General features: G+C 58.5%; 20 protein-coding genes. 19 read left to right on the top strand and 1 reads right to left on the bottom strand.

Annotation, left to right across the window (positions count from 1 at the left end):
* Positions 1-3: 3 nt before the first annotated feature.
* From purQ to C7459_RS15395, 19 genes are all read left to right on the top strand, one after another.
* The gene (gene purQ / locus C7459_RS15305; protein ID WP_109690176.1) at positions 4-684 is read left to right on the top strand and encodes a phosphoribosylformylglycinamidine synthase subunit PurQ; all 681 of its coding nucleotides are present in this window, start codon (positions 4-6) and stop codon (positions 682-684) included.
* Positions 677-2,911: a phosphoribosylformylglycinamidine synthase subunit PurL gene (gene purL, locus C7459_RS15310; protein ID WP_109690177.1), complete on the top strand. Its 2,235-nt coding sequence runs from the start codon at positions 677-679 to the stop codon at positions 2,909-2,911. The genes purQ and purL overlap by 8 nt, the downstream gene beginning before the upstream one ends.
* Positions 2,896-4,332, top strand: a complete 1,437-nt coding sequence (gene purF, locus C7459_RS15315; protein WP_109690178.1) for an amidophosphoribosyltransferase — start codon at positions 2,896-2,898, stop codon at positions 4,330-4,332. Before purL ends, purF begins: the two co-directional genes overlap by 16 nt.
* A 17-nt stretch (positions 4,333-4,349) precedes the next feature.
* A complete protein-coding gene (gene purM, locus C7459_RS15320; protein WP_109690179.1) occupies positions 4,350-5,393 on the top strand; it encodes a phosphoribosylformylglycinamidine cyclo-ligase in 1,044 nt (347 codons plus the stop codon).
* Positions 5,390-6,004, top strand: coding sequence for a phosphoribosylglycinamide formyltransferase (purN, locus tag C7459_RS15325; protein WP_109690180.1), 615 nt, complete (start codon positions 5,390-5,392; stop codon positions 6,002-6,004). The genes purM and purN overlap by 4 nt, the downstream gene beginning before the upstream one ends.
* A gap of 3 nt (positions 6,005-6,007) precedes the next feature.
* Positions 6,008-7,555, top strand: coding sequence for a bifunctional phosphoribosylaminoimidazolecarboxamide formyltransferase/IMP cyclohydrolase (purH, locus tag C7459_RS15330; protein WP_109690181.1), 1,548 nt, complete (start codon positions 6,008-6,010; stop codon positions 7,553-7,555).
* 98 nt (positions 7,556-7,653) lie between these two features.
* On the top strand, positions 7,654-8,913 hold the full coding sequence (purD, locus tag C7459_RS15335; RefSeq protein WP_109690182.1) for a phosphoribosylamine--glycine ligase: 1,260 nt from the start codon (positions 7,654-7,656) through the stop codon (positions 8,911-8,913).
* Between the two features lie 117 nt (positions 8,914-9,030).
* A complete protein-coding gene (locus C7459_RS15340; RefSeq protein ID WP_109690183.1) occupies positions 9,031-9,519 on the top strand; it encodes a GNAT family N-acetyltransferase in 489 nt (162 codons plus the stop codon).
* Between the two features lie 195 nt (positions 9,520-9,714).
* Positions 9,715-11,151 (top strand): lipopolysaccharide biosynthesis protein, encoded by a 1,437-nt coding sequence (locus C7459_RS15345; RefSeq protein ID WP_109690184.1) that lies wholly within the window; start codon positions 9,715-9,717, stop codon positions 11,149-11,151.
* Positions 11,148-12,245 carry a glycosyltransferase gene (locus C7459_RS15350; protein ID WP_109690185.1) on the top strand — a complete coding sequence of 366 codons (1,098 nt, stop codon included), beginning with the start codon at positions 11,148-11,150 and terminating at the stop codon, positions 12,243-12,245. The genes C7459_RS15345 and C7459_RS15350 overlap by 4 nt, the downstream gene beginning before the upstream one ends.
* A gap of 18 nt (positions 12,246-12,263) precedes the next feature.
* Positions 12,264-13,769 carry an O-antigen polysaccharide polymerase Wzy gene (locus tag C7459_RS15355; RefSeq protein ID WP_109690186.1) on the top strand — a complete coding sequence of 502 codons (1,506 nt, stop codon included), beginning with the start codon at positions 12,264-12,266 and terminating at the stop codon, positions 13,767-13,769.
* Entirely contained in the window at positions 13,766-14,911 is a 1,146-nt protein-coding gene (locus C7459_RS15360) for a glycosyltransferase family 4 protein (RefSeq protein ID WP_109690187.1), read from the top strand. The genes C7459_RS15355 and C7459_RS15360 overlap by 4 nt, the downstream gene beginning before the upstream one ends.
* The gene (locus C7459_RS15365; RefSeq protein ID WP_109690188.1) at positions 14,908-15,921 is read left to right on the top strand and encodes an NAD-dependent epimerase; all 1,014 of its coding nucleotides are present in this window, start codon (positions 14,908-14,910) and stop codon (positions 15,919-15,921) included. The genes C7459_RS15360 and C7459_RS15365 overlap by 4 nt, the downstream gene beginning before the upstream one ends.
* Positions 15,922-15,924: 3 nt before the next feature.
* The gene (locus C7459_RS15370) at positions 15,925-17,211 is read left to right on the top strand and encodes a nucleotide sugar dehydrogenase (RefSeq protein WP_109690189.1); all 1,287 of its coding nucleotides are present in this window, start codon (positions 15,925-15,927) and stop codon (positions 17,209-17,211) included.
* Between the two features lie 17 nt (positions 17,212-17,228).
* Positions 17,229-18,419: a glycosyltransferase family 4 protein gene (locus tag C7459_RS15375; protein ID WP_170119491.1), complete on the top strand. Its 1,191-nt coding sequence runs from the start codon at positions 17,229-17,231 to the stop codon at positions 18,417-18,419.
* A complete protein-coding gene (locus tag C7459_RS15380) occupies positions 18,416-19,030 on the top strand; it encodes a sugar transferase (protein ID WP_109690191.1) in 615 nt (204 codons plus the stop codon). The genes C7459_RS15375 and C7459_RS15380 overlap by 4 nt, the downstream gene beginning before the upstream one ends.
* A gap of 2 nt (positions 19,031-19,032) precedes the next feature.
* Positions 19,033-19,662, top strand: coding sequence for an acetyltransferase (locus C7459_RS15385; RefSeq protein ID WP_109690192.1), 630 nt, complete (start codon positions 19,033-19,035; stop codon positions 19,660-19,662).
* Positions 19,663-19,676: 14 nt separating this feature from the next.
* Entirely contained in the window at positions 19,677-20,789 is a 1,113-nt protein-coding gene (locus C7459_RS15390) for a DegT/DnrJ/EryC1/StrS family aminotransferase (protein WP_109690193.1), read from the top strand.
* Positions 20,790-20,821: 32 nt separating this feature from the next.
* The gene (locus C7459_RS15395) at positions 20,822-22,732 is read left to right on the top strand and encodes a polysaccharide biosynthesis protein (RefSeq protein ID WP_245884568.1); all 1,911 of its coding nucleotides are present in this window, start codon (positions 20,822-20,824) and stop codon (positions 22,730-22,732) included.
* A gap of 55 nt (positions 22,733-22,787) precedes the next feature.
* Here C7459_RS15395 and C7459_RS23700 read toward each other — a convergent pair whose 3' ends face one another.
* Positions 22,788-24,653, bottom strand: a complete 1,866-nt coding sequence (locus tag C7459_RS23700; RefSeq protein WP_211320405.1) for a hypothetical protein — start codon at positions 24,651-24,653, stop codon at positions 22,788-22,790.
* Positions 24,654-24,656: the final 3 nt, after the last annotated feature.

The following is a 24,656-nucleotide window of genomic DNA, read 5'->3' on the forward strand; positions in this document are numbered from 1 at the left end:
AAAATGAAGTTTGCCGTACTGGTGTTCCCGGGCTCCAACTGTGACATCGACGCTGTCAAAGCGGTGGAAGACGTGCTCGGCCAACCGGTCGACACGGTTTGGCACACCACCGCAGACCTGTCCGACTACGACTGCATCCTCGTGCCGGGGGGCTTCTCCTACGGTGACTACCTGCGCTCCGGCGCGCTCGCTCGCTTCTCTCCGGTCATGGAGGCTGTCAAGCGCGAAGCTGAGAAAGGCAAGTTCGTGATCGGCATCTGCAACGGCTTCCAGATTCTCACCGAATCGGGCCTGCTGCCAGGCGCACTTCGCCACAACGACCACCTGCAATTCCGCTGTGAAATCTCGCCGCTGATCGTGGAGAATGCCGATACCGCCTTCACCAGCGATTACAAAAAAGGCGACGTGATCAACATCCCGATCGCGCACGGAGAAGGCAGCTACTACGCCGACGAAGAGACGATTGCGAAACTGAACGCGAACAACCAAGTCGTGTTCCGCTACTTCGAGTGCGACCCGAACGGTTCCATCGAGCGCATCGCGGGCATCTGCAACGAAGCTGGCAACGTGCTCGGCATGATGCCGCACCCGGAACGCGCCGTACACGAGTGGCTGGGATCAGCAGATGGCAAGGCACTATTTACATCGATCTTGAAGTCTTGGGAGGGCCGACAACGTGCGTAATGAACCGACTCCGCAACAGATCGCCGAGGAAAAAATCTACCGTACTTTCGGTCTGAACGATGAGGAATACACCAAGATCGTCAGCCTGATGGGCCGCCAACCAAACTACGTCGAGACGGGCATCTACTCCGTCATGTGGTCGGAACACTGTTCGTACAAGTCCTCCCGTCCGGTTTTGAAAAAGTTCCCGACCCAAGCCCCGCACGTTCTGCAAGGCCCGGGCGAGAACGCAGGCATCATCGACATCGGCGACAACCTCGCCGTTTCCTTCAAGATCGAATCGCACAACCACCCGTCTGCCATCGAACCCTACCAAGGCGCAGCAACTGGCGTCGGCGGGATCATCCGCGACGTGTTCACGATGGGCGCTCGCCCGATCGCGCTGCTCAACTCGCTGCGTTTCGGTGAGATCGAAGGGCCGGACAATGCCCACAACCGCTACTTGTTCAACAACGTCGTCGCCGGGATCGCGGGCTATGGCAACTGCATCGGCATCCCGACGGTCGGCGGTGAGGTCGTTTTTGATGACCGCTACAAATACAATCCGCTGGTCAACGCGATGTGCGTCGGGTTGCTCACCCATGACGAGATCGCAACTGGCACCGCCTCTGGCGTTGGCAACCCGGTGCTCGCCGTCGGCGCTCGCACCGGTCGCGATGGCATCCACGGCGCTACGTTCGCCTCGACTGAGGACCCGCACTCCAAGGAGCGTTCCGCCGTGCAAGTTGGCGACCCGTTCATGGAAAAACTGCTCCTCGAAGCCTGCCTCGAACTGATCGCATCGGGCGCAGTCGTCGGCATCCAAGACATGGGTGCTGCAGGTCTGACCTCGTCGTCGGCAGAGATGGCCTCGCGCGCAGGTTCTGGCCTCGAACTCGACATGCTGAAAGTGCCGCGCCGCGAGGAAGGCATGACCCCGTATGAACTGATGCTGTCCGAATCGCAGGAACGCATGCTCGTCGTCATGGAGATGGGCAAGGAACACATCGCGGAAGAGATTTTCCAAAAGTGGAACCTCGAAGCGACCGTCATCGGTCGCGTCACGGACGATGGTATGCTGCGCCTGAAGGAAGGCGACGAAGTTGTCGCGGAGATGATCGTCACCACGCTCGTTGACGATGCGCCTGTCTACCACCGTCCGTCCGCTCGTCCGTCCTACCTCGACCAAACGCTCGAATTCGATCCGGCGAGCATCACCGCTCCGGCTGACTTGAACGCGACGTTGCACACCCTGCTCCGCACGCCGACGATCGCGTCCAAGGAGTATGTCTACCAGCAGTACGACAGCATGGTCCGCACCTCGACCGCCGTCCGTCCGGGCTCTGATGCGGCTGTCGTCACGATCCGTGGCACGCGCAAAGCACTGGCGATGTGTACCGATGGCAATGGTCGCTATGTCTACCTGAACCCGCGTCGCGGGGGTCAGCACGCGATTGCAGAAGCGGCGCGCAACGTGGTCTGCTCCGGCGGCAAACCGCTAGCGGTCACCGACTGCCTGAACTACTCGTCCCCGGAGAAACCGGAGATCTTCTACCAGTTCGAAGAGTCCTGTGCCGGCATGTCCGAAGCTTGTGTCGTGCTGGCCACACCGGTCATCTCCGGCAACGTCTCGCTCTACAACCAATCCAACGACCTCGATATCTACCCGACCCCGATCATCGGCATGGTCGGTTTGGTGGAGGACGTCGATCATATCACCACCCAAACTTTCAAATCCGCAGGGAATCACGTCCTGCTCGTCGGCCCGTCCGACACCGCGGGCATCAGCGGTTCCGAATACCTGCGCGTCGTACACGGCCTGACCGCAGGGGATGCTCCGGCGCTCGACCTGCACGTGGAAAAAGCGGTCCAGACCGCTGTGCTCACCGCGATCCAATCGGGCTACGTCCGCGCGGCGCATGACCTCGCAGAAGGTGGCTTGGCAGTCGCGGTCGCGGAATCGGCAATCGGCGGCAAGCTCGGCGCGCAACTTGAACTGAACACGAACCAACGTCTGGATGAAGTGCTGTTCGGGGAAGCAGGCTCCCGCATCTTGGTGGAAGTCGCGCCGGAAGCGCTGGCAGCGGTGGAGGCGATTTTTGCAAAAGAGGGCGTGTCCTCCACGGTGCTCGGCACCCTCGGCGGCGATGCGTTGGAAATCCGTGTGAACGGCGAAACTGTGATCAGCGAGAAAGTCGCTGAACTGGAATCGACTTGGAGAGGGGCCATCCCATGTCTCATGAACTAGACGTTTGGACGGATGATGACCTTTTTGACAAATGGCATGAAGAGTGCGGCGTATTCGGGATCTTTGGTCATGAGAATGCGGCAGAACTCACCTACTTCGCCCTGATCGCGCTGCAACATCGCGGTCAGGAGTCGGCGGGGATTGCAACGATCGACGGAAAAACGCTCTACCACCAGCGCGGCATGGGCTTGGTGACGGAAGCGATTCCGAGCGAGCACATGTCCCGTCTGGGTCGTGGGCATGCTGGGATCGGTCACGTCCGCTACTCGACCTCTGGTGGTTCACAGCTGCTGAACGCACAACCGCTGGTGTTCAATTTCCAGCGCGGCAACTTGGCGCTCGCGCACAACGGCAACCTCGTCAACGCGTTCCAACTGCGCAGCTTCTTGGAACGTCGCGGCGCGATCTTCCAATCGACGTCTGACACCGAAGTTGTGGCGCATCTGATCGCTCGCGCCGACAGCAACGACATGCAGGAGAGCATCCGCGAGTCGCTCTCGATCGTGAAGGGCGCGTATGCGTTTGTGATCCTGACTGATGACAAGCTCTATGCGATGCGCGATGCCAACGGCCTGCGCCCGATGGTCTTGGGGCAGATCGGCGGCGCGTACTGCGTGGCTTCGGAATCCTGTGCGTTTGACACGATTGGCGCGGAGTTCGTGCGCGACATCGAGCCGGGCGAGATGGTCGTCATCTCCAAGGACGGCATCGAGTCCACGCGCTTTGCAGGGCAGGCCAAAAAGGCGCTCTGCACCTTCGAATACATCTACTTCGCACGCCCAGACTCGGACATCGACGGGTTCAACGTCCACAACGTGCGCAAAGAGTTTGGCCGCTTGCTCTCTCGTGAACACCCGATCGAGGCAGACGTTGTCATCGGCGTACCCGATTCGAGTATTTCCTCGGCAATCGGCTACGCAGAAGAATCGGGCATCCCCTATGAGATCGGTCTGATCAAAAACCGCTACATCGGTCGCACGTTCATCCAACCGAGCCAAGAACTGCGCGCCCGCGGTGTGCGTCTGAAATTGAATGCGGTGCGCAGAATTGTCGAAGGCAAGCGCGTCGTCCTGATCGACGATTCGATTGTGCGCGGGACGACTTCGGGTCGGATCGTCACGATGTTGCGCGAAGCCGGGGCCCTTGAAGTTCATGTGCGGATCGCTTCTCCGCCCGTCACCCATTCCTGCTTCTACGGCATCGACACCTCGACGCGAGAGGAACTGATCGCCTCGCGCAAGTCGGTCGAGGAAATTCGCGAGTACATCGGCGCGGAATCGCTGGAGTTTCTCAGCGAGCCGACGATGATGAAGGCGTTTGGATTCGAAGACACCAGTGACCACGGACATTGCAACGCCTGCTTCACCGGCAAGTACCCGACGGAAATCTACGAAGACCTGTCCAAGATGATCTTGGGCTAAGGACGGAGGAACGGAAGATGAGCGATCTGTACAAAGCAGCGGGCGTCGATATCGACGCTGGCAACGAAGCGGTGCGCCGCATGAAAACGCATGTCGCCCGGACGATGCGCCCAGAGGTGGCGACGATGCTCGGCGGCTTTGGCGGCGGGTTCCACCTCGATGTTGCCAAATACCAAAACCCGGTCCTCGTCTCGGGCACGGATGGCGTCGGCACCAAGTTGAAGCTGGCGTTTGCGATGAATCGCCATGATACGATCGGCATCGATGCGGTTGCCATGTGCGTGAACGATATCGTGGTGATGGGCGCGGAACCGCTGTTTTTCCTCGACTACTTTGCAACGGGCAAAGTCGAGCCGGGCGTGATCGAGGATGTAGTAAAAGGCATGGCGGACGGCTGTGAGCAATCCGGTTGCGCGTTGATCGGTGGCGAAACGGCTGAGATGCCGGGCATGTACCAACCGGGTGAGTACGACATCGCAGGCTTCACGGTTGGCGTGGTCGACAAGGAAAAAATGATCAACCCGGCGAACGTTCGTGTCGGCGACGTCATCCTCGGACTCGCCTCGAGCGGCATCCATTCGAACGGCTACTCGCTGGTGCGCAAGCTGTTTTTCCAAGACGGTGGCTACGAGCTCGATCATGTCTTCCCGGAGATCGGCCGCCCGCTGGGCGAAGAGCTTTTGACCCCGACCCGTCTGTATGTCAAGCCGGTTCTGAACTTGTTGGAGCGCTTCGAGATCCACGCGTTGGCACACATCACGGGCGGCGGGTTCCTTGAAAACATCCCGCGTGTGCTGCCAGAGGGTGTTTCCGCTGAGATTCAAGTCGGTTCGTGGCCGGTACACGCGGTGTTCGGCACGATGCGCCGCCTCGGCAACGTCAGCGACTATGACCTGTTCCGCACCTTTAATATGGGCATCGGCATGGTGATGATCGTTCCGGCGGAGCAAGCGGACGAGATTCTCGCAGCCGCAGAAGCGCTCGGCGAAGAAGCGTTCCGGATCGGCACCGTCATCGAAGGTGCGCAGGATGTGCAATTGAAGGGGATCGACATCGCATGAAGAAGTTCGCGATTTTTGCATCAGGATCTGGGTCAAACGCTCAGGTCCTGTTTGATCACGTAGCGAGTGGCGCGATCCCAGGCGTTGTGGCCTGTCTCGTCTGTGACCGCCCAGGTGCAGGGGTGATTGAGCGGGCGGAACAAGCGGGCGTCGAGACGCTCGTCTACCGCCCTCGCGATTTTGCGACCAAGGGCGACTATGAGGCAGAAGTCGTGCGCGAATTGCAAGCGCGCGATGTGGACTATGTGGTGCTGGCCGGCTACATGCGGTTGTGCGGGCCGACGTTTCTCGCGGCGTATGCAGGTCGCACGATCAACGTACACCCTTCGCTGTTGCCGATGTTCCCAGGGGCGACGGCGATTGCGGACGCGGTGGCAGCGGGCGTCAAGTACACCGGCGTGACCGTTCACTTCATCGATGAAGGCATGGACACCGGGCCGATCATTCGGCAGGAGACGGTGCGCGTGCACGTGGACGACACGCTGGAGAGTGTGGCAGCGAAAATCCACGAGGTGGAGCATCGACTGCTTCCAGAAGTGACGAAGGCGTTGGTTAGCGGTTCACTGCGTATGGAGCATGGGAAAGCACTTTTTACGAGCGGAGGAATGTAGAGCATGAAACGCGCACTGATCAGCGTATCGGACAAAACCGGCGTCGTGGAGTTGGCACAAGCACTGGTGCGTCACGATGTCGAAATCGTCTCCACCGGTGGGACGCATAAATTGTTGCAGGAAGCAGGTCTCCCGGTCACCAACATCTCGGAGGTGACCGGCTTCCCGGAGATCATGGACGGCCGGGTGAAGACACTGCATCCGAACATTTTCGGCGGACTGCTGGCGATCCGTTCCAATGAGGAGCATACGGCGGCGATCGCAGGTCTGAACATCGCGCCGATCGACTACGTGATCGTCAACCTGTACCCGTTCAAGGAGACGATCTCCAAGCCGGGTGTCCACTTCGAGGATGCGATTGAAAACATCGACATCGGCGGTCCGTCGATGCTGCGTGCGGCGGCGAAAAACTACCAAGACGTGATCGTGGTTGTCGATGCTGGTGACTATGCCCGCGTGGTGGAGTCGCTGGATTCCGGCACCCCGCTGACCCGCGAAGAAAAATTGGCGTTGGCGACCAAGGTCTTCCGTCACACCGCCGCCTACGACGCGCTGATCTCGCAGTACCTCTCGAAGGAAATCGGCGAGGAGTTCCCGGAGAAACTCACGCTGACCTATGAAAAAGTGCAAGATCTGCGCTACGGGGAGAACCCGCACCAGACGGCCGCTTTTTACGCAGAACCGGGTGCCGCGCTGCACACCATCGCCGGCGCGAAGCAGTTGCACGGCAAGGAACTGTCCTACAACAACATCAACGATGCCAATGCCGCACTGGCCATCGTCCACGAGTTCACCGAACCGGCCGTGGTGGCGGTCAAGCATACCAACCCGTGTGGCGTGGGCATCGCGGAGAACATTTTTGACGCGTACATGAAGGCGTATGAAGCGGACCCGGTCTCGATCTTTGGCGGCATCATCGCGCTGAACCGCGAAGTGGATGCACCGACCGCGACCAAGATGGGCGAGTTGTTCCTCGAGATCATCCTCGCGCCGTCCTACACCGAGGAAGCGCTGGCGATCCTGATGCAGAAAAAAAACCTGCGCGTGATGACCGTTGCGATGACTCCGGCAGGCGGGATCGAAGCGTTGGGCGCACCGCGCACCACGTTGAAAGTGCAAGGCGGCTTGTTGATCCAAGACCTCGACACCAACACCGTGAGCGCAGCAGATGTACAAGTGGTCACCAAGCGTCAGCCGACTGCGGATGAGTTGAAGCAGTTGCTGTTCGGCTGGAAAGTGGTCAAGCATGTGAAGTCCAACGCGATCGTGTTGGCAAAAGGCGACCGCACCGTCGGTGTGGGCGCTGGTCAGATGAACCGCGTCGGCGCGGCCAAGATCGCGGTTGAGCAAGCGGGTGAGTTGTCGCACGGTGCGATCCTCGCGTCCGATGCGTTTTTCCCGATGGCAGACACCGTCCAAGCGGCAGCCGCAGCGGGCATCACGGCGATCATCCAACCGGGCGGCTCGATCAAGGACGCCGACTCGATTGCCGCCGCAGACGAAGCGGGCATCGCGATGGTCTTCACGAGCGTTCGCCATTTCAAGCACTAAGAAAAGAGCTCGGTTGAAGGACATGCGCCGACGATCACATCGATCCTAGAGGGATTCTCGGCGCATGTGTTCAGCCGAGGTATAGAGGGGGTTATTTAATGAAGGTTCTCGTAGTAGGAGCAGGGGGTCGGGAGCATGCGATCCTGTGGAAATTGGCACAATCCCCGCAACAGCCGAAGTTGTACTGTGCGCCAGGCAATCCGGGCACGGAAGCAATGGCGACATCCGTCCCGATCGGGACGGAGGACGTCGTCGCCCTCGCTGATTTTGCAGAGCGAGAAGGCATCGACCTGACTGTCATCGGTCCAGAAGCCCCGTTGCTAGCGGGCATCGTCGACCACTTTGCAGAGCGCGGGTTGCGGGTATTCGGCCCGCGTCGTGCGGCGGCGCTCATCGAAGGCTCCAAAGCCTTCGCCAAGTCGGTCATGTCAAAACGCGGCGTTCCGACCGCGCGTTACGGAGATTTCACCGACGCCGAGGCAGCCCGCGCCTATGTGCGGGAACAGGGTGCCCCGATCGTCATCAAAGCGGACGGACTCGCAGCGGGCAAAGGGGTTATCGTCGCGATGACGTTGGAGGAGGCCGAAGCTGCCCTCGACATGATCATGAGCGAGAATGCATTTGGCGATGCAGGCAACAAAGTCGTCGTCGAGGAGTTCCTGACCGGGCAAGAAGCGACCGTCATGGCGTTCGTTTCGGGGCAGACGATCAAACTGATGGTGCCCGCTCAAGACCACAAGCCTGCCTACGATGGTGACAAAGGCCCGAACACAGGCGGCATGGGCACGTACAGCCCGGTTCCGGTCATCACGCCGGAGTTGTTGGCAGAGGTCGAACGCACGATCATCGCCCCAGTCGTCGAGGGACTCGCCGCAGATGGGACTCCGTATCAGGGCGTGCTGTACACCGGATTGATCCTCACGACGGAGGGCCCGAAAGTCATCGAGTTCAACGCTCGATTTGGCGACCCGGAAACCCAAGTGGTGCTCACGCGACTGGAGAGCGATCTGCTCGACGTCTTCAACAGCGTGGTGGATGGCACGCTGGAGCAGCAAGAGTTGGTCTGGTCGAACCGAGCGGCGGTCTGCGTCGTGCTGGCTGCGGGAGGCTACCCGGCGGACTACCGCAAGGGCGATGTGATTCACGGTCTCGACAGTGCGGATGCGCACAGCGCCATTTTTCACGCGGGCACGAAACAGACGGAGGCTGGCATTGTCACCAACGGCGGTCGCGTGCTGGGTGTGACTGGCTTCGGTGCAGATCTGCGCGAGGCCCAACAGCAAGCGTATGCAGCGGTGGAGCGCGTTGGGTTTGCTGGGGTACACTACCGTCGTGACATCGCAGACAAAGCGCTGTAAGGTGTAACGGCTGTGCGTAGGTTGATGGGAAAAGGCAACCCGATAGCGGGTTGCCTTTTTTGTGGTGCGTTTTGTGGTACATTGTAGAGAGTGAGTTGACCAGAAGGGGGATGCTTGATGCGATTTCTTGAGAATGTGACACCTGTGTTTACCGAGCGCCATCTCGATCACCTGGAACGGTATCGGGCCTCGTATGGCGAGGACTTTTTTTCCCCAGAGGCAATTGCCCATCAACGTGCGCAAGTCCAGAGCGGACATCCGAGCCCGCGTTGTGGTGTGAATAGCAAGTGTTTCGAGATCTTCCATGAAGGACAGCACATCGGGGATCTTGCGTTGATCCTGAACCATGTAGCTGATGCAGGTCAGCCGGCGGAGGATCGTTATGAGTTGGATCTGATGATCTTCCACGAGCACTCCGCTCAAGGTCTAGCGAAACAGGCGTTGCAGGAGTTTCTGGAACTGTACAAGGAGACCTATGAGCAGCCTTTAGAAGCGTTGGTGCGCAAGGCGAACCCGCTTTTTGCGCAGGTGGTGCATCTGCTGGAGCGTGCGGGTTTTGTTGTCGATGGGGATTTGGGGGCGGATGTGGTGTATGTGTTGAGATGAGCGTGGAAAGACTCCGCCAGCAGGCGTGGGTCTTTTTTTATTGCAGTCACTCCTATCCGTTAATGATCGAAAATAAATGTCTGTTTCTGGGAGAAAGTGATGCTGAAATTATGCCTTGCTTACACAAGCGCGATTAATTAAAATAGGAAGAAAGGTGTCGAAATTTGCAAGAAAAAAAGTAGGGGATAACAGACAATGCTAGGACGCCATACCCTTTTCTATTTGCTAGCACGCGCATTGCCTGGGGCGGTGAACTTCATCGCCATCGCTTTCTATACGAGATTGTTGTCGCCTGGTGAATATGGGCAGTATACGCTCCTGCTTTCCACGGCCGCCCTGTTGAATGTTGTGTGTTTTCAATGGTTGCGCGTCGGACTCCTGCGCTACCTGCCGATGTATGAAGCAGAGCGCAAGGATGCATTTATGGGCACGGTCTGGACCGGTTGCTTGCTGATCATGGGTATCACCGGGGCAGGCTTGTGTGTCGTGGGGTCGCTCGGTTGGCTTCCCACCGGATTGCCGTGGGGACTCGTCCTCGGCACGCTGTGGATTTTTGCTTGTTTTGATCTGTTTCTGGAGGCAGCCCGCTCGGGGCTCAGTCCGATCCGCTATGGCATTCTCTCGATTTCCAAATCTGTGCTGACCGTGGCGACAGGTGTTGGTTTCGCGTATTTCGGATTGGGCGGTCGTGGGCTGGTCTACGGCTTGATGATCGGCATGGTGGTGCCGCTGGCGTTTTTTGGTCAGATGATCTGGCGTCAGGTGCGTCCGTCTCTGCTCGACCGCGCGATCCTGCGCCAGTTGTGGCAGTATGGATGGCCGCTGACCTTGACGTTCTCACTGGGCTACCTCATCTATTCCTCAGACCGTTTCCTGCTCGGGTACTTCCTCGGTGAGGAGATGACTGGCACCTACGCGGTCTCCTATGACCTCACCCAACAGACTTTGGTGTTGGTGATGGTCGTGGTCAATCTCGCCTCCTACCCGCTGATCGTGCGGGCGCTGGAGGACAAAGGCATCGAGGAAGCCGCGCAACGTCTGAAAAGCGCCGCTGTGCTGCTGCTGACCGTGTCGCTGCCGATGACCGTGGTGTTTATCTCGCTGGCAACGAACATCTCCGATGTGCTGTTCGGCGCATCGTTTCGCACAGTCGCGGCACAGATCATGCCGTGGATTGCGATCTCTGCCTTCCTGCAAGGCTTTAAGTCGTACTACCTCGACCAAGCGTTCCAGTTGGGGCGCAAGACCTCACTGCAGATCTGGCCCGTGCTCGGTGCGCTGGTGATCAATTTGCTGCTGAACGTCTGGTGGATTCCGATCTGGGGTGTGCTCGGTTCGGCATATGCCGCCTGCTGTGCCTATGGGTTCGCGTGCTTGACCAGTTGGGCGCTGGGTCGTCGGGTCTTCCCGATGCACTTGCCGCTGCGTGAGTTTGCGAAAACGCTGCTCGCCTCTGGCTTGCTCGCGCTGATGTTCGCCCTGCTCTCCGGTTGGTCGGGCATCGTGGCGCTGGTCGTGCAAGGTGTGGTCGGGGCGGTCGTTTACCTCGGCGTTGTGCTGGTGTTCAATGTCGGCGGTGTTCGGCAACAGGTGCGCGCAATGCGATCGCGCAGGACGGGGGAACGCGTATGAATGCTGACAAACGAATTGCCTTGTTCATCCCGACACTGTCTGGCGGTGGAGCCGAGCGGGTGACGCTGAATCTCGCAGGTGGGTTCGCCCAAGCGGGGCATCCGGTCGACCTCGTCGTCGCCGATGCCAGCGGGTCGTTCCGACAAGAGATTCCCGCCGGGGTGCAGCTCGTGGATTTGCAGGCAGGTCGCGTCTCCCGCGCCCTCCCAGCCTTGGTGCGCTACCTCAAGGCAGAACGCCCGCCCGTGCTGCTCTCGGCGCTGAACTACGCCAATGTCATCGCACTTCTCGCCGGAGCACTCGCGCGCAGTGGGACGAAGGTGTTTGTCGCCGAGCATAGTTCGGTGAGTCGAACGCTTGGGCAGCGCAGTCTCGCGATCTCGGTGATGCATCGCATGATGCGATTTTTTTACAAGCGGGCCGCTCGCGTGGTCGCTGTCTCCGAAGGTGTTGCAAATGATTTGTCCCAACACTTGAACATTGGAGAAACATCCCTAAAGGTAATTTACAACCCGATCTTGAATGATAGAATGTCTGAATTATTGAAGGAAACCGTTTTACATCCGTGGTTTGAAGCTGATGACACCCCAGTCGTTGTGGCGGTAGGTCGCTTGACCGCCGTGAAGGACTTTGCCAATTTGTTGCGTGCCTTCGCCTTGACCCGTCAGCAGGTGAACAGTCGTCTGATGATTTTAGGGGAGGGCGAGGAGCGAGGTATGTTGACCGCACTCGCCGCCGAACTCGGTGTGGCGGAGGACGTCTGGATGCCGGGCTTCGTCAGCAATCCCTACGCCTACATCCGCCAATCGGCGCTGTTCGTGCTCTCTTCGCAGACGGAAGGCTTGCCGACCGTGCTGGTCGAAGCGCTCGCATGTGGGACGCCGGTCGTCTCGACCGATTGCAAAAGCGGCCCGGCTGAGATCTTGCAGCGCGGCCGCTATGGGACCTTGGTGCCAGTCCGCGATTCGGAGGCGCTGAGTCAGGCGATGGTGGCGGTGTTGCGCGGTGTGGGGGGCTCGCGAGAACTTCCCGACCTGTCTCCGTACACGTTGGAGTACGCGACGAACCAATACCTTCGACTGTTTGGCTATTAAGGAAGGGAGGGGGATACGTTGGTCCAAACGCTAGGAAAGCGACTTTCCTCAACGATACTACTGATCTTGGTCGCTGGCGTTATCGGTTACTACTCGGTCCCCTTCAGCGAGAAATTGACGGAGGGAGAAAACGGGGTCTGGCGGTTGATTCAGCTGATCTCGTATTTCAATACCTTCCTGCTGGTTTTGTTTATCCGCTCACGATTCCGGCAAACGCAGGACATGTTCGATTTTGGCATCCTGTTTGCCGCGTTTTTTCTGAGTTACAATCCGATTTTGCTGATCTCGACGGCGTCGCACTTCATCAACTTCGGTTTTTTGGACAATGCCTACCCGGTGCAGTTTGATGAGTCCACCTATCTAAAAGCCTGCATCTGCGGGTTGGTGGGCGTCATCGGCTTGGTGTTTGGACAAGTGATTTTTTCTCCGAAAAAAGGCTCCGCTGGCGCCCTCGACCCGGAGCAAGTCAAGAGCATCAGCGGAACGATGAACCACTACTGGGTCGGGTTGTCGCTGTTCCTGATCGGGATCTTGCTGTTGTTGCTGGACTTCCAGCGCATCGGCGGCCTGTTCTACGCGCTCAAACTGGACCGCGGGGTGCGCATCGAGATGCTCGCCCACGCTTCAGGCGGGCTTGGGCTACCGTATACGACGTTCGTATTTGTCGGCATCGCGATGCTCGCGTTCAGTATTCGCAACGTGCCACCCTTGCAGTTGCGGCCGCTTTTGACGATTACGGCGGTCGGTCTCTGGTCGTTGCTGATGATGATGCAGGGCGATCGCCGGATGATGACCTACTCCGTCATCATCTTTTCGACCGTGTACTTTGCCGGGGTGCGGATCAAGCTCTTGCGGATCTCGATCTTTCTCGTGCCGGTGTATATTTTCTTCCAGATCTTCAACCAGATTCGCTTTTTCATCCCGTTCTTGTTCGACGGGACGTTTACATTTGGCGACATGATGGACTATCTCAACCGCAACTTCGATGTGGAGTGGTTCTCGCCGGCTGGCGGGGAAGCATCCGGGCCGTATTTTACCCTGCTGTACTCCCTTGAACATCCGTCGAGTTACCAGTATGGGTTGACGTACTTGCTGGCGGTGCCGATGATCCTGCCGCGTCTGCTCTACATCGGGCAGAAGCCGTTGACAGTCGCGCAATCGTTTGCCAAGCAGATTCAATATCTGTTCTACTCGGACCGCAACTCGGCGATCGGTTGGGGGTACTCACCGCTCGCCGAAGGGTATATCAACCTCGGCTATGTCGGCGTGTTTCTGGTCTTCATGGGTCTGGCGTATGTGTTTATCCGACTGGCTAAAGCCAAGTCGAGTTCCCGCAACGGCTTGTTGTTGAGTGCCGTGTTAACGCCGCAAGCGATGAATATGAACCGCATCAACGCGGCGGCCTTCGTACAGGAGGTGGCGTTCGTGCTCGGACTGCTCGTAGCGATGGTACTTTTGGTGCGCTACTTGGAGCGGGTCCAAGCCGAGAATGCCCCCCCGAAGGCCAAGGAGGGACCCTCATGAAAAAACTCTTGTTCGTCATCACCGGCTTGCATGTCGGCGGTGCTGAGATGATGTTGTGGAAACTGTGCGATCGGATCGACCGCACGCGTTTTCAACCGATCGTGCTCTCGCTGATGGGCGATGGCGTGATCGGTGAGCGCTTGCGTCAGAGCGGCGTCGAGGTGCATACGGTCAACATGAGTCCAGGGCGGCCTACGCCCGCAGCCGTCGGACGCCTGATCCGCAAGGTTCGCGAGATCGGACCCGATCTGTTGCAAGGCTGGATGTACCACGGCAACCTCGCCGCTCAACTGGCGAACGCGGGGCAAAAGCACAAAGTGCCTGTGCTCTGGAACATCCGCCACTGCGTCTACTCGCTCAAGTATGAAAAAAAATCCACCGCGCTGCTGATTGCCGGCAGCCGCTGGCTTTCCAAAAAGCCGCGTGCGATCATCTACAACACCAAGACCGGAGCCGGGCAGCACGAAGCGCTCGGCTATAGTGCCAAGCATCGCACGGTGTTGCCCAACGGTTTCGATCTCAACTTGTTCGCACCGTCGGAGGATGCCGCTCGCACGGTGCGCGAGGAGCTCGGATTGCCCGAGGATGCCTTCCTGATCGGGCTGATCGGTCGCTACGACCCGATGAAGGATCATCGCAACTTCCTCGAAGCGGCTTCACACTTGCGCCATTCGAACTCGGAGGTACACTTCCTCTGTGCGGGGCGCGGCGTGACGATGGAGAACCCGGACTTGGCGCGATGGGTGGAGGAGTTCAACCTGCAGGGCAACGTACACCTGTTGGGCGAGCGCAACGACACACCGCGGTTGATGTCAGCGCTAGACGTGTTGACATCCTCGTCGTACAGCGAGGGCTTCTCCAACGTGATTGGTGAGGCGATGGCCTGTGGAACGCCGTGTGTGGTCACCGACGTCGGGGATTCGGCGTGGATCGTCGGCAAGCATGGCGTCGTCGTTCCGCCGCGCGACCCTGCGTCGCTGGCTGTGGCGTGGCAATCGCTGGTCAGCATGGATCGCGCCAAGTTGGCGGAGTTAGGACGACTGTCCCGCCAGCGCGTGCAGGAGAATTTTTCTCTGGAATCGATCGTCAAACGCTACGAACACCTCTATGATGACGTCTTGAAGGGAGCACACAACGGATGACGAAAAAAGTGCTGGTTACCGGCGCGGCCGGTTTTATCGGCTTTCATGTAGCACAACGACTGTTGGCTGCCGGCGCGCACGTCGTCGGTCTCGATGAGATCAACGATTACTACGATCCACAGCTCAAGGAAGCGCGTCTGGCGCAATTGCTCCCGCACGAGAGTTTCACATTTGCCAAAGTGAAGTTGCAAGATACCGCGGAGATGGACGCCCTGTTTGCCGAGCATCAGTTTGATACGGTGATCAACTTGGCAGCACAGGCCGGCGTTCGCTATAGCTTGGAGAACCCGCGTGCCTACATCGATTCGAACATCGTTGGGTTTCTGAACATCTTGGAGGGGTGCCGCCATAGCGGGGTCAAACACCTGTTGTACGCGTCCTCTTCGTCGGTCTACGGGGCCAACACCGAGATGCCGTTCTCTGTTCATCAGAGTGTGAACCATCCGCTCAGCCTCTACGCGGCTTCCAAGAAATCCAACGAGATGATGGCCCATACTTATAGCAACCTGTTCGGACTGCCGACGACCGGCCTGCGCTTTTTCACCGTGTACGGCCCGTGGGGACGCCCGGACATGGCGCTGTTCCTGTTCACGAAGGCGATCCTCGAAGGCAAGCCGATCCAACTGTTCAACAACGGCGATATGATGCGGGACTTCACCTACATCGACGACATCGTCGAAGGCATCGTGCGCCTCGCGGAAAAACCGGCCCAGCCGAATCCGGACTGGGACGGTCACAACCCAGACCCAGGCAGCAGTTACGCACCGTATCGGTTGTACAACATCGGCAGTCACAGCCCGATTCATCTAGGCGAATACGTCTCCACGTTGGAGCGCAAGTTGGGCATCGAAGCGATCAAGGAATACTTGCCGATGCAACCGGGGGATGTGCCGGGGACGTTTGCAGATGTGGATGATCTCTGGCGCGACGTCGATTTCAAACCGTCGACCAGCATTGACGAAGGCATTGGGAACTTTGTGCAGTGGTATAGAAACTACTATGGGGTGTAGGCCATGAGAGAGAAAAAGGTAGGGGTAGTAGGTCTCGGTTATGTAGGATTGCCGGTCGCGTTGGCTTTTGGGGAAAAGTGGCCGACGGTAGGTTTTGACGTCTACGAACGCCGTGTGAATGCACTGTCCCAGTTCTTGGATGAAAACGGAGAGCACAGCGTCGAGGAATTGCAAGCGGCGACAAACTTGGAGTATACGTATGACCCGACGCGTCTGTCGGAGTGTGAGTTTATCATCGTCGCTGTACCTACACCGATCGACGAGGCGAAGAAACCGGACCTGACCGCGCTGCGCAAATCGTCGGAAACGGTTGGGAAGCACATGAGTCCGGGCACGGTGGTCGTCTATGAATCGACCGTCTATCCGGGCACGACCGAGGAGTATTGCGTGCCGGTGTTGGAAAGTGCCTCTGGTCTGGTATGCGGCGTGGACTTTTTTGTCGGCTACTCCCCGGAGCGCATCAATCCGGGCGATCATGAACACACCTTCACGAACATCGTGAAGGTCGTCTCCGGCCAAAACGAAGACACGCTGAACATCGTCGCGGACATGTATGGCAGTGTTGTCCAAGCGGGCGTGTTCCGCGCCGGTTCGATCAAAGTTGCAGAAGCGGCGAAAGTCATCGAGAACACCCAGCGCGACTTGAACATCGCATTGATGAACGAATTGGCGATGATCTTCGACCGACTGGGCATCGACACGCGCGATGTGTTGGATGCGGCGCGCACGAAGTGGAACTTCCTGCCGTTCACGCCAGGTCTGGTCGGCGGTCACTGCATCGGCGTCGATCCGTACTACCTGACGCACAAGGCCGAGAGCATCGGCTATCACCCGCAAGTCATACTCGCTGGACGTCGCATCAACGACAATATGGGCCGCTTCATCGCCACGTCGCTGGTCAAACAGATGGCGAACCAAGGCGTGAAGCTGCACGGTTCCTGTGTGACGATCCTCGGGCTGACGTTCAAAGAGAACGTCTCAGACCTGCGCAACTCCAAAGTCGTGGACATCGTCCGCGAACTCGAAGAGTTCGGCGTCAACGTCTCCGTACACGATCCGTTGGGCGACCCGGAGCAAGCGGCACATGAATTTGGCGTGAACCTCGTGCAAATGGAAGAGTTGCCAGCAGCAGACGCGGTCGTCTATGCGGTCTCGCATCGCTCCTACGGTGAACTCGGGTGGGCAGGCGTATCCGGGCTGTTGAAAAACGGCCAAGGGGTCGTCGTCGATCTGAAGCACCAACTCGACCCGACCTGCACGCCGGATGGCATCCAGCTCTGGAGACTGTGATGGCGGAGGTGGAGCCAGTGAACGTTCAGAAAAAAGCCGCGTTTGTCGCGTCTGTCTATCGGCACTTCGAGCTGTTTCATGTGCCGGTGATGGAGATGTTGCAGCGTGCGGGCTACGAAGTGCACGCTTTTGCCGAGGACGATTATGCCAAAGTGCGCTTGCAAGAGCGCGGCATCGTCTGCCACGACATTCCGATTGCACGGTCGCCGTTGCGTTGGCAAAACGTCCGAGCAGCGCGAGCGCTGATCGGACATTTCAAGCGGGAGCAGTTTGAACTCGTCCATGTACACACGCCGGTCGCTTCGATCATCGGGCGGATCGCCGGGAAGTTTGCCAAGACACCTGCGGTCTTGTACACGGCGCACGGTTTCCACTTTTTCCAAGGGGCACCGCTTCCGTTCTGGTTGCTGTACTACCCGGTGGAGCGGTTGATGGCACCGTGGACCGATGTGTTGATCACGATCAATCGCGAGGACTACGAGCGCGCGTCGTCTCGTCTACCTGCTCGCCAAAGCATCAAGTACGTGCCCGGCGTCGGTGTGGACGTGGAGCGCTTCCAACCGGAGATCACGCAAGCAGGCAGGGAACGCCTGCGCGCTGAGTTGCAGATCGCACCAGAGGAACATGTCGTGCTCTGCATCGCCGAATTGAATGACAACAAAAACCAGATCCAACTGATCGAAGCCGTACATCGCGTCACCGAGCGTGGGCTTCGTGTCCGCTGCCTGCTCGTAGGTGTGGGCGAACAGGACACGATCTTGCTCCAGCGCGCCAAGGACTTGGGCTTGCAAGACCAAGTCCAGTTGCTCGGCTATCGGTTGGATGTGCCGGAGTTGATCGCGCTCTCTGACGTCTGCACTCTGCTCTCCAAGCGCGAAGGCTTGCCGCGATTCCTGTTGGAAGCGATGGCATCGGGTCGTCCGATCCTCGCGACGAACATTCGGGGCAGTCGCGACTTGGTGCAGGATGGCGAGACGGGCCGTCTCGTGCCGATCGGTGATGTGGAGGCGACGGCTGATGCGCTCTATGACCTGTTAACACAGCCAGAGCGCTTGGCTGAGATGGGTCGAGAGATCCGCGAACGGGTGCAACCGTATCGTACCGAGAATGTGGTACAACAGATTGAGGATATCTATGCGGAAGCCTTGCGCGTTGCGTACAAAGGCCAAGCGAGTAAACGGTTCGGGAGAGGAGGGCTTCCCTCATGATCAAGCGGTTGTTCGATTTAACAGTGGCACTCATCATTATGATCCTCTTCGCACCGCTGGTCGCTGTGTTGTGGGTACTGGTGCGCGTGTACCTCGGAAGCCCGGTGCTGTTCTCCCAAGAGCGTCCCGGCATGTACGGCAAGATCATCCGTCTGCACAAGTTTCGCACGATGACCGACCAGCGTGATGCACAGGGGGCACTGTTGCCAGATGCAGAGCGCATGACCGCATTTGGCGTCTTCCTGCGCAACTGGAGTTTGGATGAACTGCCGCAGTTGATCAACGTCCTGCGTGGCGACATCTCGCTGGTCGGCCCGCGTCCGTTGCTCCCGGAATACTTGCCGCTGTACAGTACAGAGCAAGCGCGTCGCCATGATGTCCGTCCGGGCATCACGGGTTGGGCACAAGTCAACGGGCGCAACTCGATCTCGTGGGAGGAGAAATTCGCCCTCGACGTCTGGTACGTTGACAACCAATCGTTTTGGCTGGACATCAAAATTCTCTGGATGACCTTCCTGCGCGTGGTGCGTCCTGTCGACATCAACCAAGACGGACAGGCGACCGTCTCGCGCTTTACGGGCGATTCTTCGCAGCAACAAAAGGGGATGTAACGATGGCAGACCTGATCCTGATCGGCATGGGTGGACATAGCAAAGTCGTCGCCGACATCGCGCGGCGGTGCGGACATCTCATCGTCGGCTACCTCGATGACCGTGAACCGGCACGACCGAATCCGTTGTACTTGGGTTCGGTCGCGCTTGCGGTCACGGAGGGACTCGGCGAGAACCGACAAGTGGTGATCGCCGTCGGTGATAACCTGATTCGGAAAAAAATCGTCCAGTCGCTTCGCGACTTCCCGCTTGCCTTCGCCACGCTGATCGACCCGAGCGCGATCTTGGGTTCCAACGTGGAGATCGGGGCAGGCAGTGTCGTGATGCCAGGAGCAATTCTCAACGCCGACACGGTGGTCGGTCGCCATGCGATCCTCAACACGGCGGCGACGGTCGATCATGACGGTGTGATCGGTGACTACGCGCATCTCTCGCCAGGCGTCCATCTGGCCGGAGCGGTGACCGTTGGCGAAGGTGCTCATCTGGGCACAGGTGCGCTGGCGATCCCTGGCGTGCGCATCGGCGCATGGTCGACCATCGGGGCTGGGGCAACGGTGATCCGTGAAATCCCAGCAGCGGCGATCGCGGTAGGGGTACCTGCGGTCGTCAAATCATTCAAAAAAACTGTGTGAAGGTGGGGAAGCTCATGAAGATTCCATTGTCTGGACCAGATCTTGGGGAACGTGAAAAGGAACTGGTGCTGGAGGTTCTCGAATCGGGTCACCTCGGCTTGGGGCCGAAAGCGGTCGAGTTCGAGCGTATGATGGCCGAATATGCAGGCACGAAGTATGCGATTTCTTGCAACAGCGGCACGAGTGGCTTGCACATGCTCGTCCATGCGATGGGGATCAAGGATGGGGACGAAGTGATCACGACGCCGTTCAGCTTTGTCGCGTCGAGCAACTGCGTGCTGTTCGAACGGGCCACGCCCGTTTTTGTCGACATCGACGAGCAGACGTACAACATCGACGTGACACAGATTGAAGCGAAGATCACGGAGCGCACCAAAGCAATCCTGCCTGTCCACGTGTTTGGCCAGCCGGCGAACATGACGGAGATTCGCCGTCTCGCAGACAAATACAACTTGAAAATCATCGAGGACTCCTGTGAAGCGATCGGGGCGAAGTGGAAGGGCAAACCGGCCGGCGCGTTAGGGGATGCGGGCGTGTTTGCCTTCTACCCCAACAAGCAGTTGACCACAGGCGAGGGCGGGATCGTCGTCACCGATGACGAGGAACTCGCGAACCTGTGCTTCTCGCTGCGCAACCAAGGGCGCGGAGAGGATGGCCTCTGGCTGTCACACGTTCGCCTCGGCTGGAACTACCGGATGGATGAGTTGAGTGCAGCGCTGGGGATTGCCCAGATGGAGCGCGTCGAGGACATCCTCAAGCGCCGTCAAGCGGTGGCGGACATGTACTTTGAGAAGCTGCGCGATGTGCCGGGCATCATCCTGCCGCAATCGGTGGAGGACGCAGAAGTCAGTTGGTTTGTGTACGTGATCCGTTTTGCACCGGAGTTCAACCGCGACGAGATCATGCACACGCTGTCCAATGATGGCATCGGCTGCCGTCCGTACTTCACGCCGATCCACCTGCAACCGTTCTACATGGAACAGTTCGGGTTCAAGGAAGGCGACTTCCCGGTGACGGAGCGCGTGGCAAAAGGGACGCTGGCGATCCCGTTCTTCACCAACATGACGGAAGAGCAAGTTGATGTTGTGGTTGCGAAATTGCGCGCCCAAGTGCAAGTGAACGTATAGAAAGCCCGAAGGGGTGTGGGGGGAGTCGTCTCATGAGCTACAGATTGCGTTGGGGTCTGTTGGGGGTGCTGGACGCCTTCGTCGTCTCAACTGTCATCGTGCTGGTGTACTGGAACCTGCTTGATTTCGGGATCACGTCCCAAAACGAGTACCAGATCTTAACTGGCTTGCCGTATGTGTGTGCAATGTATGCGGTGATCACCTTGCTGGTCTTCTCGATCAGCGGGGTCTACCGCAAGATCTGGGAATATGCCAGCATCGGAGAGTTCTACCTGTTGTTCACGGCGACAACCATCGTCGGGATCATCGTGTTCGGACTGAACCAACTCATCGCGATATCGTCGCCGATGTATCTCGTACCGCGTCCAATCTACCTGGTCACTTGGTTGTTCACGACCAGCGCAATGCTTGGGATGCGGATCGGCTGGCGTCTGTTGCGGACGTCTCTGCTGCGGTCGCGCACCAACGAGGAACGCATCTTGATCGTCGGGGCTGGGAGCGGTGGGGCGCTTTTGGCACGCGAATTGAAACAGGTGCGTCATGTTCGAGGGGTCCCGGTGGCGTTCATCGATGATGACCGCTCCAAGCACAAGCTTGATGTGATGGGCTTGCCGGTCGTCGGTGGGCGCACCGACATCCCCGATGCGGTCAAACGCTTGAACATTCAACAGATCGTGATCGCGATGCCGTCGTTGCATTCTGAAGAGATTGCCAAGATCATCAACATCTGCCGGGAGACGTCCGCCAAGGTCAAGACGTTGCCGCGCATCTCCGACTTCCTGAGCGACTTGGCACCAAGCCATCAGATGCGCGACATCTGCTTGGAGGATCTGCTCGGACGCGAACCGGTCAAGGTCGATCTCGACATCATCGCGGAGTACCTGCGCGACCAAGTGGTGCTGGTCACGGGCGCTGGGGGTTCGATCGGATCGGAACTCTGCCGCCAGATCGCCAAGTTCTCGCCCGCCAAGTTGCTGTTGCTGGGGCATGGTGAGAACAGCATCTACGAGATCGAGTTGGAGTTGCGCAATACGTTTCCTGACGTGAACTTGGAGACGTTGATCGCCGACATCCAAGACCGCACGCGCATCGAGAACGTGTTCCAAACCTTCCACCCTTCGGTTGTGTTCCATGCCGCAGCGCACAAGCACGTGCCGCTGATGGAGCGCAATCCGGCCGAAGCGATCAAAAACAACGTGGTCGGCACGCGCAATGTCGCCGAGTGTGCCCATCTGAGCGGGACGTCGCGGTTCGTGCTGATCTCCTCCGATAAGGCAGTCAACCCGACCAGCGTCATGGGCGTGACCAAGCGTGTAGCGGAGATGATCGTGCAGAGCCTCGACCGGATCAGCGAGACGAAGTTTGTCGCTGTACGGTTTGGCAACGTGCTGGGCAGCCGTGGCAGTGTCATCCCGGTCTTCCAACGCCAGATTCGCGAGGGCGGTCCGGTGACGGTGACGCACCCGGACATGGTTCGTTATTTCATGACGATTCCAGAGGCTTCGCAATTGGTGATTCAAGCCGGAGCGATGGCGGAGGGTGGCGAGATCTTCATCCTCGACATGGGGCAACCGGTCAAGATCGTCGACTTGGCACGGGCGGTCATCCAGTTGTCTGGCTTGAAGCCAGATGTGGACATCCCCGTCCGATTCACCGGCATTCGTCCAGGCGAGAAGCTCTTCGAGGAATTGTTGATGAACGAAGAGGGTCTGCACTCGACGGTGCATAACCGGATCTTCTACGGTCATCCGTTGGACTTCGACGTGGAGAACTTGCATCAGTTGATGGAGAAATTGATCCAGATGGCACATGACAACGAGCTGGAAAACCAAGACCTGTACATTCGCTACTGGTTGCGCGTGCTGGTTCAGACCTACAAGTGCGATCCTGACAAGATGGAAGAGATGGAGCGACTGTTCCCCGAACTCATGCGTACTTCATAAAAAAGAACCGGTCTCGCAGATGCGAGACCGGTTCTTTTTGGCATACAGAGCGTGATTACGGCAAGGTGACGTAGTCAAGGTTGATGAAGGTGCCGAGCGCTGCTGCGTTTTTGGTACCACTGCGCACGATGCTGATCGTGTGCGTGCCATCGGTGAGGTTGGCGAGTTCGAACAGTTGTTGCTTGTAGAGGTTGGTGCTGTTGTAATAGTCGATGGTGCCGACTTTGACACCGTCGATGATCACGTCAGCGATCCCCATGTACGCGGATTTGTAACCCCCGATTTTGATGCTGGTGCCGGTGAAGGAGAACGAGACAGATGCGCCGCTCGCGGAGGAATACTTCGCGGTTCCTTTGGAGAACGAAGCGTTGGTGCCGTCGATCCACGCGCCGCTGTAGGTCAGGGCGCTGTTGTTCTCTTCAAACGATTGACCCGCCGGCAGGGCCGGAGTCGTCGGGACCGGAGTGGTCGGAACCGGAGTGGTCGGGACCGGAGTAGTCGGAACCGGAGTGGTCGGAACCGGAGTCGTCGGAACCGGAGTGGTCGGAACCGGAGTCGTCGGAGCCGGAGTCGTCGGAGCCGGAGTGGTCGGAACCGGAGTCGTCGGAACCGGAGTCGTCGGAACCGGGGTAGTCGGAACCGGGGTAGTCGGAACCGGAGTGGTCGGGACCGGAGTCGTTGGAACCGGAGTCGTCGGAACCGGAGTGGTCGGGACCGGAGTGGTCGGGACCGGAGTGGTCGGAACTGGAGTCGTCGGTTCCGGGGTCGGAGCCGTAGACGTAGCTGGCAGTGTTGTCGCGACAGGTGTCTGTGCGACCAGTTTGGTTTGCAGATCTGCGATGGTGCTCTTCAGCTCGTTCAGGTCGGTTGCTTGGACTTGAACTTGCGTGTTCAGGTACGTCAGTTGTGCTTGCAAGGCTGTCGTGTCTGTGGTCAAGGCTGGAGCGGCGAGCTGTGTAGATTTCAAGGCTGCGATGGCGGTGCTCAAGTCATTGATGGCCGTGGTGTTGCTCGTCGCTTGTGCTTGCGCTTGGGCGACAGACGTTGCCAGCGCATCGACTTTTGCACTCGCTGCTTGCGCTTGGCTCAGTGCAGTCGTCAGGTTCGCCATCTGCGTGTTCTGGATTGTGAACTTCGCGTCATAGCCATTCACGCTGCCTTGCAGTGCGGTCACTTTGAGATCGAGCGCGTCGATGCGATCGGTCAGCGACTTTTTCACAGCTTCAGCGGTGATTCGTCCTTGGTTGACCGTCTCAGCCAGTGCGGTGAGCATGGTGGTGTTCAGCGTGGATTGGGCTTTCACTTGCGCAATCGAGGCTGCGAAGCTGTCGACCTTGGTGTTCACATCGCGCACGTTGCCGAACAGCGTCGTGATGTTCTGCGCATTCGTGTTCGCGATCGTCTTCGTGGAGCTGAGGTCGGTTGTCACTGTGGTCAGTTGCGTGGAGAACGAAGCATCGGCCGCAGCCAACTTTTCCAATTTGGCTTGGTGGCTGTCGAGGCTTGCACCAAATTGGGTGAATTTTTGATCATAGCTTGACACAACGGTCTGCAGGGCCGACACGTTTTGGCTCAGGCTGCGGACAGAGTTTTGCAGGGCGGTGTTGCCCGTTTGCAATTGTGTAACCAGATCTTGTTGCGCGTTGAGCTTCTGTGTCAAGGCTTCGATCTGGGCTTTCTGTGTGTCGTTCACCGTCTGGAGCGACGCGTTTTGCGTCTGCAGTGCGGTGATCGATGCTTGTTGCGCGTTTACTTTGGTTGTCAGCGACCCCATCGCTTCTTCCAAAGCAGACAGTCTGTCTGGCACGCCGTTGTTTCCGCTACCCGAAGCGGCGGATGCGCTGTTGGCGAAGACCAACAGGAAGCACCCAACAAACACCGTGCACAGGGTGAGAATCCAGTGCTTTTTCCCCATGTTCATGTT

The sequence above is a fragment of the Tumebacillus permanentifrigoris genome, assembly GCF_003148565.1.
Taxonomy (GTDB): Bacteria; Bacillota; Bacilli; order Tumebacillales; family Tumebacillaceae; genus Tumebacillus; species Tumebacillus permanentifrigoris.

Bases quoted from the DNA above. Each gene is read 5' to 3' on its own strand.
- purQ (WP_109690176.1), top strand. From the start codon at position 4: ATGAAGTTTGCCGTACTGGTGTTCCCGGGCTCCAACTGTGACATCGAC.
- purF (WP_109690178.1), top strand. From the start codon at position 2,896: ATGTCTCATGAACTAGACGTTTGGACGGATGATGACCTTTTTGACAAA.
- purM (WP_109690179.1), top strand. From the start codon at position 4,350: ATGAGCGATCTGTACAAAGCAGCGGGCGTCGATATCGACGCTGGCAAC.
- purN (WP_109690180.1), top strand. From the start codon at position 5,390: ATGAAGAAGTTCGCGATTTTTGCATCAGGATCTGGGTCAAACGCTCAG.
- purH (WP_109690181.1), top strand. From the start codon at position 6,008: ATGAAACGCGCACTGATCAGCGTATCGGACAAAACCGGCGTCGTGGAG.
- purD (WP_109690182.1), top strand. From the start codon at position 7,654: ATGAAGGTTCTCGTAGTAGGAGCAGGGGGTCGGGAGCATGCGATCCTG.
- C7459_RS15340 (WP_109690183.1), top strand. From the start codon at position 9,031: ATGCGATTTCTTGAGAATGTGACACCTGTGTTTACCGAGCGCCATCTC.
- C7459_RS15345 (WP_109690184.1), top strand. From the start codon at position 9,715: ATGCTAGGACGCCATACCCTTTTCTATTTGCTAGCACGCGCATTGCCT.
- C7459_RS15350 (WP_109690185.1), top strand. From the start codon at position 11,148: ATGAATGCTGACAAACGAATTGCCTTGTTCATCCCGACACTGTCTGGC.
- C7459_RS15360 (WP_109690187.1), top strand. From the start codon at position 13,766: ATGAAAAAACTCTTGTTCGTCATCACCGGCTTGCATGTCGGCGGTGCT.
- C7459_RS15365 (WP_109690188.1), top strand. From the start codon at position 14,908: ATGACGAAAAAAGTGCTGGTTACCGGCGCGGCCGGTTTTATCGGCTTT.
- C7459_RS15370 (WP_109690189.1), top strand. From the start codon at position 15,925: ATGAGAGAGAAAAAGGTAGGGGTAGTAGGTCTCGGTTATGTAGGATTG.
- C7459_RS15380 (WP_109690191.1), top strand. From the start codon at position 18,416: ATGATCAAGCGGTTGTTCGATTTAACAGTGGCACTCATCATTATGATC.
- C7459_RS15385 (WP_109690192.1), top strand. From the start codon at position 19,033: ATGGCAGACCTGATCCTGATCGGCATGGGTGGACATAGCAAAGTCGTC.
- C7459_RS15390 (WP_109690193.1), top strand. From the start codon at position 19,677: ATGAAGATTCCATTGTCTGGACCAGATCTTGGGGAACGTGAAAAGGAA.
- C7459_RS15395 (WP_245884568.1), top strand. From the start codon at position 20,822: ATGAGCTACAGATTGCGTTGGGGTCTGTTGGGGGTGCTGGACGCCTTC.
- C7459_RS23700 (WP_211320405.1), bottom strand. From the start codon at position 24,653: ATGAACATGGGGAAAAAGCACTGGATTCTCACCCTGTGCACGGTGTTT.